The organism is Bradyrhizobium sp. USDA 4472, from assembly GCF_054058595.1.
The window spans coordinates 5872840-5889357 of record NZ_JBSSAM010000001.1 but is presented as its reverse complement, the minus strand read 5'-3'; the positions used below and the strand labels follow the sequence as shown (position 1 = coordinate 5889357).

Genomic DNA, 16518 nt, shown 5'->3' with positions numbered 1-16518 from the left:
GCCACGCAAAATCAATCGGCTGCCATCGCCTTGCGGGAGGTCAAGCCGCGGTGACGGGAACTATGCGAGCTGGTATAAGAATAATTCCAGCCGGGAGAAGAGTAATGGCGATCAAATACGGACGTCCGATCGAACTGCGCGAGGTCGCGCGCGGGACCGGTGCCGCAGTGCCCCATGCGCTCGATCTGACCGTCCGTCCGCGCCGCAACCGCAAGGCAGAATGGGCCCGGCGCATGGTGCGCGAGAACGTGCTCACCACCGACGATCTGATCTGGCCGCTGTTCCTGATCGAGGGCAACAACAAGCGCGAGGCCATCACTTCGATGCCCGGCGTCGAACGCCTCAGCGTCGACCAGGCCGTGCGCGAGGCCGAGCGCGCCATGAAGCTGACCATTCCCTGCCTCGCGCTGTTTCCCTACACCGATCCTTCCTTGCGGGACGAAGAAGGCTCGGAAGCCACCAACCCGGACAATCTGGTCTGCCAGGCGGTTCGCGCGATCAAGAAGGAATTCCCTGACATCGGCGTGCTCTGCGACGTCGCGCTCGATCCCTTCACCAGCCACGGCCATGACGGCTTGATTTCCGACGGCAAGATCTTGAATGACGAGACGGTTGCCGTACTGGTGCGCCAGGCGCTGGTGCAGGCCGAAGCCGGCTGCGACATCATCGCGCCCTCCGACATGATGGACGGCCGCGTCGCCGCGATCCGCCAGGCGCTGGATCGCACCGGCTTCCTTGACGTGCAGATCATGGCCTATGCCGCGAAATACGCCTCGGCTTTCTACGGTCCGTTCCGCGATGCCATCGGCTCGGCCAAGACGCTCACCGGCGACAAGCGCACCTACCAGATGGACAGCGCCAACACCGACGAAGCGCTGCGCGAGGTCGAGCTCGACATCTCCGAGGGCGCCGACATGGTGATGGTCAAGCCCGGCATGCCGTATCTCGACGTGGTCCGTCGCGTGAAGGACACCTTCGGGATGCCGACCTTCGCCTATCAGGTGTCCGGCGAATACGCGATGATCGCGGCCGCCGCCAACAACGGCTGGCTCGACGGCGACCGCGCCATGATGGAGAGCCTGCTCGCCTTCAAGCGCGCCGGCGCGGATGGCGTTTTGACTTATTTTGCGGCGCAGGCAGCAGAAAAACTGAAGTCGCAATCCTGAGGCGGCTCAATCCGCCGCTTACGCCCTCGGCTGCGGCCCACATAACGGACGTAGCGCCTCGCGCTGCTCGCGCGACAGCACGGTGATTGGATAGATTGCCTCGCGCGTCTCCCGCTTGAAGAACGGATGCGGCCATGTCTTCCCCCGCAGCTTCCATGCAAGCACCTTGGCGATAGCGCGCAGGAGGAGAGACAGATCAAGTCCTGTTGAGCCCGCCGGCGGCTCGCCCACCGCGTGCTTGCCGAGAATGGCCCCGATCGGCGGCCCGGCGACATCGTCAACTGCGGGCGTGCCGCCCTCGAACGCCTGCGCAACAATGCCGACAAAGGGAACGCTCGGCGTGAGGGTGTTGCCGATCGGCGTGTTGCAGCAACTTGCATACCATCTGTAGAGGCCTTTCGGGGTTAGTCGGACCCCGGCGACCCGGTTCTGGCCCTCTGCAAACGAGAACGTCGATGGCGCGACCTGGACAATGTCGGTGCCACCTTTCGCATTCAGCAGATCGGCACGGCCGAGCTGATGTGCGAAGGCCTGGCAGTCGTCGCAGTAACAGACCACGCGGTTGACGGTGTGCGGCGACACGCCCGTGACCACGCCGCGGACCCCGCCACAGCGACAACGCAATTCGATGTCACCACGCATGAATATTCCTTTCCGGGCGCGGAATTAGGGACTTCGGCTGCGCCGAGCATGGTGCAAATCACGAACAGCGCAAGCGCACTCGGCCGCCGAATCGCCGGAATATTTTGCGGTGCTGATGCGCCAGCAGCCTTGGCGCGCGACCGGATGGCTCCCATGTGCTGCGGGTGAGACGTCCGAAAGTGGAAGGGAAGCTCATGTCTTATTCCGGTTCGCCAAACGACAGCGGCACCTGGCGTAGTGATGGCGCGGCGCACGCCTATGATCCCTATCTGCATCCGGAACTGTTCCGCGGTGTCGCGACGCGGCGGGTGTTTGCGTTCCTGATCGACATGGTCGTGATTTCCGTGCCTGTCATCCTGGGCTACCTCTTCATCGCGGTGTTCGGCGTCGTGACGCTCGGCATCGGTTGGGCCCTGTTCTGGCTGGCCTGGCCGGCCTCCGTGATCTGGGCCATCGTCTATTATGGCGCCTGCATCGGCGGTCCGTCGTCGGCGACGATCGGGATGCGGGTCATGGATCTGGAGTTGCGCACCTGGTACGGCGCGCCGGGCTACTTTGTCCTCGGCGCCACCCATGCCGTGCTGTTCTGGGTGACGGTCTCGTTCCTGTCGCCCTTCGTGGTGCTGGTCGGCCTGTTCAACGGCCGCCGGCGCCTGCTGCAGGATTTCGTGCTGGGAACGGTCGTGATCAACAATTCCGTTCGGGCCCCAGTCCCCCAGACGGCCAGGACGTATTGAGAACCGAGCGATCAATGACCTACTAACCAGGATCAGCTAAGCTGACTGGCCTGCCGACCTACCGAGCGGACCAATTGACCGGAGGCTTTCGTAGCGCGATGCTGATACTCACTTCGGAGGCCTACGACGTCCCTTGACCCAGCACTCGCGCGATACCCCTCAATTTTACCTGACGGCGCCGTCCCCCTGCCCGTATCTGCCGGGCCGGCATGAGCGCAAGGTGTTTACACACCTCGTGGGTGAGCGCGCCGGCGACCTCAACGACCTCCTGACCCATGGCGGGTTCCGCCGCAGCCAGTCGATCGCTTACCGGCCGGCTTGCGACCAGTGCCGGGCCTGCGTCTCGGTCCGGGTGGTCGCCAACGAGTTCCGCCTGTCCCGCAATTTCCGCAAGGTGATGGCCCGCAACGCCGACATCGTCGGCGAGCAGCGCAGCGCGGTGCCGACATCAGAGCAATATTCGGTATTCCGCGCCTATCTCGACGCCCGTCACCGCCACGGCGGCATGGCCGACATGACCGTGCTCGACTACGCCATGATGGTCGAGGACAGCCATGTCGAGACCCGCATCATCGAGTACCGCAAGCGCGGTCCCGACAGCGGCATCACCGGCCGTGGCGAGGAGCTGATCGCGGTCGCATTGACCGACGTGCTCAGCGACGGCCTGTCAATGGTCTATTCGTTCTTCGAGCCCAGCCAGGTCAGCCGCTCGATGGGCACCTTCATGATCCTCGACCATATCGCCCGCGCACGCAGGCAGGGCCTACCCTACGTCTATCTCGGATACTGGATCGAGGGTTCCAAGAAGATGGACTACAAGGCCCGCTTCCTGCCGCAGCAGCGCTTGGCCCCCTCAGGCTGGCTGCGCATCGACGCGCAGGGCGATGTGGCGTCCGAGCCGCAGGATTGATCATGTGAATGGGGAATGGGGAGGCGCGAATAGCGAAGCATCCACTCCCCGTTCGCCACTCGCTACTCACCCCACCAACGTATCCACCAGCAGCTTCAAATTCAAAACCACGATCACGCCCGCCACGATCCACGCGATCGCGGCGACGGACATGGGTATCGCGAACTGCCCCATCTTGCGGCGATCGGACACGAAACGCACCAGCGGGATTACCGCGAAGGGCAGCTGCATCGACAGCACGACCTGGCTGAGCACCAGCAGATCCGCGGTGCCGCGCTCGCCGTAGATCGCGGTGACGACGATCACCGGGATGATGGCAATGCCGCGCGTGACGAGACGCCGCGCCCAGGTGGGCAGCCGCAGATCGAGAAAGCCCTCCATGACGATCTGGCCGGCGAGCGTTGCGGTGACGGTCGAGTTCAGACCCGAGGCGAGCAGCGCCACCGCGAACAATGTCGAGGCAATGCCGAGGCCAAGCAGCGGCGAGAGCAGCTCGAAGGCCTGGCCGATCTCGGCAACCTCCGAGTGGCCGCTCTTGTGGAAGGTGGCGGCTGCGACAACGAGGATCGCGGCGTTGACGAACAACGCCAGCATCAGCGCGATGGTGGAATCCGTCGTCGCCCATTTGATCGCTTCGCGCCGGCCCTCGTCGTTGCGCGCGTAGGCGCGCGTCTGCACGATCGACGAATGCAGATAGAGATTATGCGGCATCACGGTCGCGCCGATGATGCCGATCGCGATGTAGAGCATCTCGGAATTGGTGAATATCTCGGTCTTCGGCGCAAAGCCGCGCAGCACCTCGGCAAACGGCGGCGCGGCGGCCACGATCTGCACCGCGAAGCAGACCGCGATCACCGCCAGCAGCGCCATGACGAACGCCTCGAGGAAACGGAAGCCGCGGTTCATCAGGACGAGCAGCAGGAATGCGTCGAGCACTGCAATCAGCGCGCCGACGATCAGGGGAATGCCGAACAGAAGTTTCAGCGCGATGGCGGTTCCGATCACCTCGGCAAGGTCGCAGGCGATGATCGCCGCTTCACAGGCCAGCCAGAGCAGGAGGTTGACCGCGGGCGAATAGGTGGCGCGGCAGGCCTGCGCGAGGTCGCGATCCGTGACGATGCCGAGCCGTGCCGCCAGGGATTGCAGCAGGATCGCCATCAAATTCGAGAGCAAGATGACCGAGAGCAGCGTGTAGCCAAACTTCGACCCGCCGGCGAGGTCGGTCGCCCAGTTGCCGGGGTCCATATAGCCGACCGAGACCATGTAGCCCGGCCCGATGAAGGCGAGCAGCCGCCGCCACCACGCCGCCGTGGGGATGGTCACCGTGGCGTTGACCTCGGCCAGGCTCTTGGTGGCTGGCGCGTCAATGCGCCAGCCGGAGGCTGTAGCCTGGGTGAGATCGGGCGATCGGGCATCCATGATGGCAACAATACCGATGTCGAGCCTTATTGCAACTCATTTGCAACTGCATCTAGCCGGATCGGTTCCCGCGGGTACTCGTTTTGCCCCGCCCTGTCGGGAAGCGGGTGGGTTTGGCGGTCCCCGGACGCCGATACTGGCCTCATCACGACTTTGCAGGAACGAGCCATGTCAAATCCACAGCGCCTCCCCCAGACCTTCAACCGCCTCGCCTGGTCCAACCTCGCGGCGCAGTCGGCAGAGCAGATCGCGCTGGCCGCGGCGCCGATCGTCGCGGTGCTGACGCTGGGAGTGGCCGAAGGGCAAACCGGCCTGCTCCAGACCGCCCTCACCTTGCCCTTCGTGCTGTTTGCGATTCCGGCCGGCCTGCTCGCCGACCGCATCTCCCGCCGCTCGTTGATGGCGAGCGCCGAGGCGCTGCGGGCCGTCGCGCTTGGGACGATCGTGCTGCTGCTCGCGCTCGGCGCGCTCAATCTAGCGCTGCTGGCGCTGCTCGGCTTCGCCGCAGTCTGCGGCACCGTGGTCTACAGCGTCGCTGCGCCGGCGCTGGTGCCCTCGCTGGTCCGCGCGGAGCTGTTGCCGGCTGCGAATGCCCGGATCGAACTTGCGCGCACCATCGCCTTCGCCAGCGGGCCTGCGCTCGGCGGCGCACTGGTCGGCTGGTGGGGCGCGAGCCCGGCTTTCGCTTTCGCGGCGGCGCTCTCCGCGATCGCCGTGGCCCTGCTCTCCGGCCTCTACGAGCCGGCGCGCACGCCGGTGCCGCGTCGCCATCCAATGCTGGAGATCCGCGAGGGCGCGGCCTTCGTCTTCCACCACCAGCTGCTGCGGCCGGTGTTCATCACCCAGTTCATCTTCAACACCGGCTGGTTCCTGCAGATCGCGGTGTTCGTGCCTTACGCGGTGCGCCATCTCGGCCTGACCGCCGCCGGTGTCGGCATCGTGCTGACGATGTACGGAATCGGCATGGTGATCGGCGCACTGTTCGCCACGCGCGTCATGAAGCGCATCGCGTTCGGCACCGTGATCGGCCTCGGCCCGGTGACCGGTTTCGTCGCGGCTGTCGTGATGGCACTGACTGTGCTGGTGCCCTCGCCGTGGCTCGCTGGCCTCAGCTTCTTCCTGCTCGGCGTCGGGCCGATCCTGTGGGTGATCTCGACCACAACCCTGCGGCAGTCCGTGACGCCGCCGCGTCTGCTCGGCCGCGTCTCCGCCATCAACATCATGAGCTACGGCGCCCGCCCGCTCGGCTCGGCGCTGGGCGCGATCGTCGGCGGCCTCTGGAGCGCGGAAGCGTGCCTCTATCTCGCCGCCGCCGTGTTCGGCTTGCAGGCCCTGGTGATCTGGCTGTCACCGGCGGTGGCGCTGGACCGGCAGCCGGCCATGGTCGAGGATGGCGCTGCGGCCCGGGCCTAATTCGCCAGATACCGCTCGTAGCTCCCGGCCACCGGCTCGCTCACGTCGACATCAGGGTCGAGCGTGTAGAGATCCTGCGCGCGGCCGATGCCGCGCAGCGCGTAGCGACCGGTGGAAACGAGGTAGCGGCGTCCGGCGGCATCCAGTCCCTTGTAGAACTCGGCTGACGCCAGCAACTCGCGATCGACCGAACGGCTCATCGAAGCGATGCGGCTGACCTCATTCACGGTCGGTCCGACCACGGTGAAATCGAGCCGGTCCTCGCTGCCGATATTGCCGTAGAAGACCTCGCCAACATGCAGGCCGATATAGGCCGACGTGGTCGGGCGGCCCTCCGCTGTGCGGCGTGCATTCAGCGTCGCGACGTTCCGGCGGAACAGGTGCTCGGCCCGCAGCGCAGCCCGCCGCGCATCGGCCATATCCTCGCCCCAGAACATCGCAAGCACGCCGTCGCCGATCAGCTTCAGCACATCGCCGCCGGCCTCGTGGATCGCATCGATCACGGCCTGCGCGTAGTCGTTGAGGAACGGGATGATCTCGTCCGGCCCGATACTCTCGCTGATCCCGGTCGAGCCACGCAAATCCGAATACCAGAGCACGGCATTGATGCGCTCCGTGACGCCGCGCGAGATACGCCCGCGCAGGACCTGCTCGGAGGCATCGCGTCCGAGATAGACCCGCCCGAGCGTCCTGACAATGTCGACCTGCTGCGCCGACTTGATCGCCAGTCCCAGCACCGGCACGAGATCGCGCAGCGCGGCGAGCTCGGCTTCGGTGAATCCATCCTCGCGCCGCGTCGTCCAATAGGAGTAGAGGCAATCCATCTGCCCGAGCGCTCCGGTCTCGCCGAAGCGGTGCACGAAAGCCAGGAAATGACGATGCCCGGTTTGTGCGAGGTCGCCGATCTGCGAGAAATCGAGCGAGGGCGCGTCGGCGAGGTCGAGCACCATCTCGTCGTGGCCATGCTCGAGCAGATGATAGAACACCGAGCGGCGCCAATTCGTGGCCGCATCGCCCTCCGCCGTCGAGCCGTATTCGACGACGTCGCTTTCGTTTGTCGGCGTATCGCTCCAGCGGAAGGCGCGGCCCTCGTAGATCGGGTGCAGCGTATCGATGACAACGAGCCCGCGCGAGAGTTCCAGCCCTTCGGCCCGGCAGCGCTCGCAGAATCCGCGCAGCAGTTCAGGTTCGGGAAGGCCGGTGAGCCCCTGGCCGGCCAGCCAGTTCATCAACGCGAGGCGGGAAGTGAGTTGCATACGCCATTATGGCGTGCATTCGTGACGAGCGAAAGGCCACGCGCGCTCCGTGCATAAAACCAAGGCTCATATGTCGCGGACGCTGTTGACGCGCTCTCGCCGCGGGCTGCAAATGCAAATGATGACACAGATCGCCGGAAATTCGGGCACATGAGCCAGCGCCAGCTTCCGATTATCCTCGCGCTCGGCACGACGCAGACGCTGGCCTGGGCCTCCAGCTATTATTTGCCGGCCCTGCTCGCTGATCCCATGGCGCACGACCTCGGCGTCTCCTCGAACTGGATCTTCGGGGCGTTCTCGGCCTCGCTCGTGATCTCTGCGATGCTGGGGCCGCGCATCGGCCGGCAGATCGATCTCGTCGGCGGCCGTCAGGTGTTGTCGGCCTCCAACCTCACCATTGCCGCCGGCCTCGTGCTGCTCGGCTTCTCGCAATCGGTTCCGGTGATGGCGTTCGCCTGGCTCGTGCTCGGGATGGGCATGGCGATGGGACTCTACGATGCCGCCTTCGCGGCACTCGGCCGCATCTACGGCACCGACGCCCGCGGACCCATCACCGGCATCACGTTGATGGCCGGCTTTGCCTCGACCGTCGGCTGGCCCCTCACCGCCTGGGGGCTTGCTCATTTCGGCTGGCGCGACACGTGTTTCGCCTGGGCCGCCGCCAATATCCTGATCGGTCTGCCCCTCAATTTCGTCATGCTGCCGGCGATCAAAGGTGCCAAGCAGGCTGCGGCCACAGCCGAGCAGCCGCACATCCCGCTCGACCGCACCATGGTGCTGCTCGCCTTCGTATTCGCTGCGGTCTGGACCGTGACCGGAGCCATGGCCGTGCATTTCCCGCGCATTCTCGAAGCCACGGGCGCGAGCCATGTCGAGGCGATCGCGGCCGGCGCGTTGATCGGCCCGGCGCAGGTGATCGCACGCATCCTCGAAGCCAGCGTTCTCAGCCGCTTCCATCCGCTGTGGTCGACGCGGCTTGCCTGCCTCACCCACCCGATCGGCGCCGCTGTCGTCGCCATCTTCGGCGCCCCCGCGGCGAGTGCCTTTGCGCTGCTGCACGGCTCGGGCAATGGCATCCTGACCATTGCCCGCGGAACGCTGCCGCTCGCGATCTTTGGCCCGAAGGATTTCGGCTATCGTCTCGGCATCATCGGAGCGCCGGCGCGGATGGCACAGGCCGTGGCTCCGCTGGCCTTCGGCGTGCTGATCGACGTGATGGGCGCCAGGGTGCTGCTGGTCTCGTCAGCGCTGAGCCTGTCGGCGCTGGCCGCGCTGTTCCTGATCCGCGTCAAGCCGCGGCCGGATTGACGGGCTTGCGGCTTTCGCGCACAAGCGCGTCATGATCGACGACAACCGCCCGCCCCGCACGTTCAAAGGATTGCTGCGTTGGGCCATGACGCCGCCGCAGGCCTGGGGCGTCTATCTCCTCGCAGTGCTGCTGGTGTGGCTGCTCTCGTTCTATGCCGGCACGCTGAAGCCGAAGACGACGCCTGGCGCGAGCCCGCCGGGAGTCGGCGCGCCGAAGAGCTAAGCCTCAGTCGTAAAACTCCGGCGACATTTTCTGGGTATCGCGCTGCGCCTTGTCGTGGTTGATCCAGAGCTGCGCCTCTTCCTTCGAAACGGTGTCGGCGATCTTCTGCATCGAGGCGATCGACTGCTCCTTGTTGACGTTGTTCACGGGCACGCGGCGATTGTCGTAATTGTCCCTGAAGTGGGCCGCATCGCCCGACAGCACCACCACGCCGGTCTTCGGCAGCCGCACCATCATCGACTGGTGTCCCGGCGTGTGGCCGGGCGTCGAGAGGATGGTGATGCTGCCGTCGCCGAACACGTCCTTGTCGCCGGTGAGCAGCTCGACCGGATGCGACGGCTTGAACCGCGGCTCGTTGTTGGCACCGGGCCAGTCATATTCGGCCTTCTGCACGTAGAGCATCGCCTGCGGAAACATCTCGACATTGCCGATGTGATCGGGATGCGTGTGCGAGACACCCATCGCCTTGATGTCGGCAGGCTTCACGCCGATCTGCTCGAGCTGCGCGGCGAGAGTCTTGGGCCGCTTCCAGGTCACGGCTTTGGGATCGGCCGGCACAAGCCCATTGGGCATTGCGGCCACGGCGTCGGGAATGCCGGTGTCCCACAGGAACCAGCCTTGGCTATGCCTGATGAGGTAGCAGGTGTCGACGAAGTCCATGGACTTGCCTTCGTTCACCCCGGGCGACCAGCGCCCGATATCGCCGGCGACGCCCTCTCCACAATTCATGATGTAAAGTCGTTCGACACCGGGCTTCTGCGCGGATGCAGACCCGGCGGACAGCGCGAATGCCGCGATGGCGAGACCGAGCGTGATCTTGCGTATCATCCTTAGTCCCTCCTGGCGGCGCCTTCTGCGGTGACCGAGGATCAACCCCGATCCCGCCGAAGAATTCCACTTTCAGGCACTATGGGCCGCGGCCGCAGATCTCTCTCACCTGCGATGCCGACGTATCAGGCGATTGACAGGCCGGTCTCGTTTCGCTGTAATCGGCGCCATGGGGATTTGAGCGATCTCCCCACGAGGCGACATGCCCAAGTATCGCGTCCCGTTACGTCTATGCGAGGACGCATCATGCCTACGTTCACAACCATATCATCCGACAAACTGGCGCGCCTGATCGGCACAGCCAATGCTCCTGCCCTGATCGACGTCCGAACAGCGGAGGATTTTGCCGTCGACCGGCGGCTCATCCCGGGCTCCATCAAGCTCAGCCACGAGACCGTGGCGGAATGGGGCGGCGACTTCGCCGGTCGCCGCGCCGTCATCGCGTGCTTCCGTGGCGAGAAACTCGCGCAGGGCACCGCGGCCTGGCTCCGCCAGCTCGGCGCCGAGGCCGAAACACTGGAAGGCGGCTTCGAAGCCTGGAAGGCGGCCAAGCTGCCCCTGGTCGACGCGAGCAAGCTGCCGCCGCGGGATGCCAAGGGGCGCACGGTTTGGGTGACGCGGGCGCGGCCGAAGGTCGACCGCATCGCGTGCCCCTGGCTGATCCGCCGCTTCGTCGATCCCGCTGCGGTGTTCCTGTTTGTCGCGCCCTCCGAGGTGGTCGCCGTCGGCGAGCGTTTCCGCGCCGCTCCCTTCGATATCGAGAACGTGTTCTGGAGCCACCGCGGCGAGCTCTGCACCTTCGACGTCATGATCGAGGAGTTCGGCATCGCCACGCCGGCGCTGCTCCGGCTCGCAACGCTGGTCCGCGGCGCCGACACCGCGCGGCCTGATCTCGCCCCGGAGGCGGCCGGCCTGCTCGCGTCTTCGCTTGGGCTGTCGCGGATGTACGATGACGACCTCGAACAGCTCGAGGCCGGCATGCTGCTCTACGATGCCTTCTACCGCTGGTGCCGCGATGCCACGGGCGAGACCCACAACTGGCCGACCAACAAGGCAAAGGCGTGATGGATATCCGCAGCGCCCCAGCAGGAGCCGGGGTTCCCAATGGCTTCTTGCTCGTCGAACGGCGCGACGATTGGAACGGCGCTTGTTTGCCCCGGTTGCCCTGACGACACCGGGACCGGCTTCTGCGGGATGAGAGCATGACTGATCTGTCCATCGATGCGCGACTGCTTGCGCCTGACAATGATCGGCACAGCGCCAATTTCACGATCGTTGCCATCGCAGCGGTGATTCTCGTGGCCGGAGCCGCGGCCTTGTCGGCCGCGGTGTCCTGGCGGCAGGGATTGTTGCTCCTGCTTGGTGGCGCCCTGGGGCTGACGCTCTATCATGCGCTGTTTGGATTCACCTCGGCCTGGCGTGTGTTCATCGTCGCGCGCAGAGGCGCCGGGCTGCGCGCGCAAATGGTCATGCTGGCGCTGGCGACGACGCTGTTTTTTCCGGTATTGGCGCAAGGCAGGCTGTTCGGCCAAGCCGTTCACGGCGAACTCGGCGCCGTCGGAATTGGTATGTTGACCGGAGCCTTCCTGTTCGGACTTGGCATGCAGCTCGGCGGCGGCTGCGCCTCGGGAACGCTATACACCGCCGGCGGCGGCAATACCCGGATGCTGGTGACGCTCGCGGCCTTCATCGCGGGATCGACACTCGGCGCATTGCATCTGCCGTGGTGGAGCGCACTGCCGAATATCGGGGCAGTTTCGTTGATTGAACGGCTCGGATGGGTTCCGGCACTCCTGCTCTGCTGGCTGGTGATGGCCGCCATTTACGTCGCGACGATCAGGGCCGAAATCCGGCGGCACGGCGAACTCGAGCCCGGAGCGCGGACCAAGCTGCGCAGCGCGCGACGGTTCATGCAGGGGCCTTGGCCGCTTCTCGCGGGCGCGATCCTGCTCGCGATCGGCAATTTCGCCACGCTCTATCTGGCGGGGCGGCCGTGGGGCATCACCTCCGCTTTCGCGCTCTGGGGATCGAAAATCCTGATGGCCCTGGGCGTCGACGTCGCATCATGGTCCTATTGGCAAGGTGCCCGCGCGGCCTCGCTCCATCAAAGCATTTTCGCTGACGTCACCTCGGTCATGGATTTCGGCATCATCCTGGGAGCCTTGCTGGCGGCGGGTCTCGCCGGCAAGTTCAATCCGACCTTGCGCATTTCCGCACAATCGCTGGTCGCTGCCGTTATCGGCGGCCTGCTGCTCGGCTATGGCGCGCGCCTCGCCTATGGCTGCAACATCGGCGCCTATTTCAGCGGGATCGCTTCGGGCAGTCTGCACGGCTGGTGCTGGCTCGTCGCGGCCTTCGTCGGCAACATTCTGGGAACATACCTTCGACCGCTGTTCGGCCTGGCCGTCGAAACATAGATTTCATCATCGCTGCGTCGGAGCGAGTTCTATCGCATCATCATCCGCGCAATCGCTTCCCCGATCACCACGGTCGTGAAGTGGGTGTTGGCGCGGCAATCGGAGGGCATGATCGAAGCGTCGGCGACGCGCAGGCCCGAGATGCCCTTCACCGTGCCGTCAGGATTGACCACGCCGTCGGGATCGTTGAGGCCGCTCATGCGGCAGCTGCCGGCGGCATGCTGGATATCGCCCGTTTCGCGCCGAAGCAGCGCATCGAGCTCGTGATCCGGCAGGTCAGCTGCCTGCGGCAATGTGAGGTTGGTGTCGGTAAGTCTGATCCAGTCCGCGATGCCCGCAAGCGCCGGCTGCGAGGCAATCACCGCGAGCCGCTTCACCGCATCCATCATCCGCAGCATGTCGCGGGGATCGGCGAGCATGTTCTCCTCGACGATGGGATCGATCGACGGATCGGTCGAAGCCAGCGTGAGCGTGCCACGCGAATAGGCGTTGAACAGGCCGGCGCCGATCGCCCCGGGCATGCCGATGCCGCGATGATTGAACGCGATCAGGATCATGTCGCGCTTGCCGCCATTGGCGAGGCCGGAAGAATAGGTCACGCAGCAATTGGTGTGGCGCGTGTCCGGATCGGTCGGCCGCAGATTTTCGTGGAGCTGGATCGTGGCGCGAAACAGCGGGTGGTCGAAGAAATGGCGGCCGACCGGCAAATCCCGCTCGACCGCAATCCCCATCGCCTGCAGCTCATCCGCAGGCCCAATGCCCGAGCGCAGCAGAATCGCCGGACTGTGGATCGCGCCGGCGCAGAGTACGATCTGGCGTGCGCTGATCTCGTGAGTGCCCTGCCCCTCGCTGTGAACGCGGACGCCGGTCGCCCTTCCCTCGCTGATCAGCACGCGGTCGACCAGCGTCCGGCCCCGGATCTCCAGATTGGCGCGGCCGCGCGCGGGCTCGAGGTAGCCCTCGTTCGTGGTGATGCGGCGGCTGTCGCGGCTGTTGATGGGATAGCAGGCGACGCCCTCACCGTCGGGTCCGTTGAGGTCGGCGCACCAGGCATAGCCGCTCGCGAGTGCCGCATCCCGCAGGGCGCGATCGATCGGGCCCCATTTTTCCGGCGGCGCGCGATAGACCGGCAAAGGTCCACCGCGTCCGTGACCTGCGACGTCGCCGAATTCCAGATCATCCTCGATCACCGAGAACAGCGGCATCACCTCCCGAGCCGACCAGCCGGTGCAGCCATGGGCCGCCCATTCGTCGAAGGCATCGGCGACGCCGCGGATCGCGATCTGGCCGTTCATCATCGACGAGCCGCCAAGTCCCTTGCCGCGCCAGTAGAAGCGTGGCTCCTGCCCTGCGACGCGGCGCGTCAAGAGATCAGGCCACTGCCATTTCTCCTGGTACTCGCGCTGATGGATGATCGGGATCGGGTTCGGCGTCCTGACTTCCCAGGGCGCTTCATCGGCGCGCCAGTCGAGCCCGGCTTCAAGCAGCAGGATGCGCCGTGCAGGATCCTCGGACAGCCGTGCCGCAACCGCGGCACCGGCAGAGCCGCCGCCGACAACAATGACATCGTACATCGCGTGAGTTCTCAACAATCCGGAACACCGGCAGGGCGGACGGTATCAGACCGAGCGGAGCCGTGGAACGTGAATCGGCGAGCGGCACCGCCGCAGCTCGTCATTGGCGAGTTAGCACCGGCCGAAGGCCGACCCGCAGCGAAGCAATCCAGACTGTGGGCGCGGAAAGATTCTGGATTGCTTCGCTGCCTCGCAATGACCATGTGGCGACAGATGTGCAGCACACTCTCACTGCCATCGCCCGGCTCGACCGGGCGATCCAGCGTTTCAGAGACGGCATGATCGAATGGAGAAGCCGCGGCGTACTGGATGCCCCCGTCGAGCCGAGGCATGACACCTGTGTTATGGCAGCGGCACAGAACGACTACCCGATCACCTTGCCGAACTTGTTCGACTTCGGGAAGCCCTTTGGCGGCAGCCGGCCGGCGTCGGCACGGGTGCCCTGCCACTCTGCAAGCTCCTTCATGGTCGCGGAGAATTCGCGCCCCGCCGAGTCCTTCCAGGTCAGGCCTGCCTTGGCGTCGAAGACAGCGATGTCGGACAGTCCGCCGTCCTTGTACTTCTGCAGGCGAACGCCGCGGCCACGCGCCATCTCCGGCACCTGGTCGAGCGGGAAGATCAGCATTTTGCGGTTCTCGCCGATGACCGCGACGGTGTCGCCGATCACCTCGGTGACGGCGCGCGCCTCGTTCGGCATGTCGACGTTCAGAACCTGCTTGCCCTTCTTGGTGGTGCCGACGCAGTCGTCCTCGTTGACGACGAAGCCCTGGCCCTCATGGCTCGCAACGAGGAATTTGCGGCCGCCCTTGTTGACGAACAGCGCAACGGGAGCCGCCTCCTGCTCGAGGTCGATGAACAAGCGGATCGGCTCGCCGTGGCCGCGGCCACCGGGCAGCTTGGCGACATCGAGCGAGTAGAACTTGCCGTTGGTCGCGAACAGCAGCAGCTTCGAGGTGGTCTCCGCGAAGAACGCGATGCCGAGCTTGTCGTCCTGCTTGAAGGCGAGGCCCGAGAGGTCCTCGACATGGCCCTTCATGGTGCGGATCCAGCCCTTGTCGGAGACGACGACCGTCACCGGCTCGCGTTCGACGAGGGCTTCCTCCATAGCGGCGAGATCGTGCTCGGGCGCATCGGCAAAGGTGGTGCGGCGCTTGCCGAGCGGCGTCTTCGGTCCGAACATGTCGCGGACCTTGCCGACCTGCTCGCCGACCTTCTTCCACTGCTCGGCTTCGGACGCGAGCAGGCCTTCGATGCCTTTCAGCTCCTTGCGGAGATCCCTGTCCTCGTTGCGGATCTCCATTTCCTCGAGCCTGCGCAGATTGCGCAAGCGCATGTTGAGGATGGCTTCCGCCTGGATCTCGGTCAGCTTGAACGCCTTGATAAGGGCCGGCTTCGGCTCGTCCTCGGTGCGGATGATCTTGATCACCTTGTCGAGGTTCAGATAGGCGACCAGATGGCCGCCAAGGACCTCGAGGCGATGCTCGATCTGGCCTTTGCGGAAGTTGGAGCGGCGCAGGAGCACGTCGCGCAAATGGTCGAGCCATTCGCGCAGGCATTCCGCCAGCCCGACGACCTTGGGGATGCGGCCCTTGATCAGCACGTTGAGGTTAAGCGGAATCTTGTTCTCGAGCTCGGTCAGCCGGAACAGCGATTCCATCATCAGCGCTGGATCGACGTTCTTCGACTTCGGCTCGATCACGATGCGGACGTCTTCGGCCGACTCGTCCCTGATGTCGCCGACCAACGGCAGCTTCTTCTGGTCGAGCAGCTCAGCGATCTTCTCGATCAGCCGCGACTTCTGCACCAGGAAAGGGATCTCGGTGACCACGACCACCCAGGTGCCACGGGCACCCTCCTCCTGCTGCCACCTCGCGCGAACGCGGAACGAGCCGCGGCCGGTCGTGTAGGCCTCAGCAATGGCCTGCTTGGAATCGACGCAGATGCCGCCGGTGGGGAAGTCCGGGCCCTTGACCCATTTCATCAGCGCCTTGGACTTGGCGTCGGGTTTCTCGATCAGATGCAGCGCGGCGTCGCAGAGTTCGGCGGCGTTGTGCGGCGGAATCGAGGTGGCCATGCCGACCGCGATGCCTTGCGCGCCGTTGGCGAGCAGGTTCGGGAAGCCGCCGGGCAGCACGACCGGCTCTTTCGACTGGCCGTCGTAATTGGCGCGAAACTCGACGCCGTCCTCGTCGATGCCCTCGAGCAGAAGCCGCGCGACGTCGGTCATGCGCGCTTCGGTGTAGCGGTAGGCGGCGGGATTATCGCCGTCGATATTGCCGAAATTGCCCTGGCCGTCGACCAGCGGATAGCGCGAGGAAAAATCCTGTGCGAGGCGCACCATGGCGTCGTAGATCGCCTGGTCGCCATGCGGATGGAACGAGCCCATCACGTCGCCGACGATCTTGGCGGATTTTTTGAAAGCCGTGCCTGGGTCAAGCCTGAGCAGGCGCATGCCATAGAGGATGCGCCGGTGGACCGGCTTGAGGCCGTCGCGCGCGTCGGGCAGTGCGCGGTGCATGATGGTGGAGAGCGCATAAGCGAGATAGCGCTCTTCCAGCGCGTCACGCAGCGGCACCTCGTGAATTTCGGCCGGTTCTTCCGGCGGAACGATTCGTTTTCCCATGC

14 protein-coding genes are annotated in these 16518 nt (G+C 65.3%); 8 read left to right on the top strand and 6 right to left on the bottom strand.

Going from position 1 to position 16518, the window contains the following annotated elements; translation table 11 throughout:
• Positions 1 to 104 precede the first annotated feature (104 nt).
• Positions 105 to 1166 carry a porphobilinogen synthase gene (gene hemB / locus ACVWZ4_RS27630; RefSeq protein WP_456741581.1) on the top strand — a complete coding sequence of 354 codons (1062 nt, stop codon included), beginning with the start codon at positions 105 to 107 and terminating at the stop codon, positions 1164 to 1166.
• Between the two features lie 18 nt (positions 1167 to 1184).
• Here hemB and ACVWZ4_RS27625 read toward each other — a convergent pair whose 3' ends face one another.
• A complete protein-coding gene (locus tag ACVWZ4_RS27625; protein WP_456741580.1) occupies positions 1185 to 1808 on the bottom strand; it encodes a DUF6151 family protein in 624 nt (207 codons plus the stop codon).
• 194 nt (positions 1809 to 2002) lie between these two features.
• Here ACVWZ4_RS27625 and ACVWZ4_RS27620 point away from each other — a divergent pair, with 194 nt between their 5' ends.
• Positions 2003 to 2545, top strand: coding sequence for an RDD family protein (locus ACVWZ4_RS27620; RefSeq protein WP_456703902.1), 543 nt, complete (start codon positions 2003 to 2005; stop codon positions 2543 to 2545).
• Positions 2546 to 2678: 133 nt separating this feature from the next.
• Positions 2679 to 3455, top strand: a complete 777-nt coding sequence (locus ACVWZ4_RS27615; protein ID WP_456735345.1) for an arginyltransferase — start codon at positions 2679 to 2681, stop codon at positions 3453 to 3455.
• Positions 3456 to 3521: 66 nt separating this feature from the next.
• On the opposite strand, the gene ACVWZ4_RS27610 is transcribed toward ACVWZ4_RS27615, so the two are convergent.
• On the bottom strand, positions 3522 to 4874 hold the full coding sequence (locus tag ACVWZ4_RS27610) for an Nramp family divalent metal transporter (RefSeq protein ID WP_456741579.1): 1353 nt from the start codon (positions 4872 to 4874) through the stop codon (positions 3522 to 3524).
• A gap of 168 nt (positions 4875 to 5042) precedes the next feature.
• Here ACVWZ4_RS27610 and ACVWZ4_RS27605 point away from each other — a divergent pair, with 168 nt between their 5' ends.
• Positions 5043 to 6287: an MFS transporter gene (locus ACVWZ4_RS27605; protein WP_456741578.1), complete on the top strand. Its 1245-nt coding sequence runs from the start codon at positions 5043 to 5045 to the stop codon at positions 6285 to 6287.
• Here ACVWZ4_RS27605 and ACVWZ4_RS27600 read toward each other — a convergent pair.
• Positions 6284 to 7543, bottom strand: a complete 1260-nt coding sequence (locus tag ACVWZ4_RS27600; RefSeq protein ID WP_456703906.1) for an adenylate/guanylate cyclase domain-containing protein — start codon at positions 7541 to 7543, stop codon at positions 6284 to 6286. The two genes, ACVWZ4_RS27605 and ACVWZ4_RS27600, sit on opposite strands and share 4 nt — an antisense overlap.
• Before the next feature lie 150 nt (positions 7544 to 7693).
• Here ACVWZ4_RS27600 and ACVWZ4_RS27595 point away from each other — a divergent pair, with 150 nt between their 5' ends.
• Complete coding sequence (locus ACVWZ4_RS27595) at positions 7694 to 8851, top strand: MFS transporter (protein WP_456741577.1); 1158 nt, start codon at positions 7694 to 7696, stop codon at positions 8849 to 8851.
• Between the two features lie 31 nt (positions 8852 to 8882).
• Positions 8883 to 9074 (top strand): hypothetical protein, encoded by a 192-nt coding sequence (locus ACVWZ4_RS27590; RefSeq protein ID WP_456703908.1) that lies wholly within the window; start codon positions 8883 to 8885, stop codon positions 9072 to 9074.
• A 3-nt stretch (positions 9075 to 9077) separates the two neighbouring features.
• Here ACVWZ4_RS27590 and ACVWZ4_RS27585 read toward each other — a convergent pair whose 3' ends face one another.
• The gene (locus ACVWZ4_RS27585; RefSeq protein ID WP_456741576.1) at positions 9078 to 9902 is read right to left on the bottom strand and encodes an N-acyl homoserine lactonase family protein; all 825 of its coding nucleotides are present in this window, start codon (positions 9900 to 9902) and stop codon (positions 9078 to 9080) included.
• Positions 9903 to 10148: 246 nt separating this feature from the next.
• Here ACVWZ4_RS27585 and ACVWZ4_RS27580 point away from each other — a divergent pair, with 246 nt between their 5' ends.
• Both ACVWZ4_RS27580 and ACVWZ4_RS27575 read left to right on the top strand, forming a co-directional pair.
• On the top strand, positions 10149 to 10967 hold the full coding sequence (locus tag ACVWZ4_RS27580; RefSeq protein ID WP_456703910.1) for a chromate resistance protein ChrB domain-containing protein: 819 nt from the start codon (positions 10149 to 10151) through the stop codon (positions 10965 to 10967).
• 137 nt (positions 10968 to 11104) lie between these two features.
• Positions 11105 to 12319, top strand: a complete 1215-nt coding sequence (locus ACVWZ4_RS27575; RefSeq protein WP_456741575.1) for a YeeE/YedE family protein — start codon at positions 11105 to 11107, stop codon at positions 12317 to 12319.
• A gap of 29 nt (positions 12320 to 12348) precedes the next feature.
• Here ACVWZ4_RS27575 and ACVWZ4_RS27570 read toward each other — a convergent pair whose 3' ends face one another.
• Together ACVWZ4_RS27570 and parC are read right to left on the bottom strand one after the other, a co-directional pair.
• A complete protein-coding gene (locus ACVWZ4_RS27570; protein WP_456741574.1) occupies positions 12349 to 13893 on the bottom strand; it encodes a GMC family oxidoreductase in 1545 nt (514 codons plus the stop codon).
• Positions 13894 to 14257: 364 nt separating this feature from the next.
• Entirely contained in the window at positions 14258 to 16516 is a 2259-nt protein-coding gene (parC, locus tag ACVWZ4_RS27565) for a DNA topoisomerase IV subunit A (protein ID WP_456703913.1), read from the bottom strand.
• Positions 16517 to 16518 lie beyond the last annotated feature (2 nt).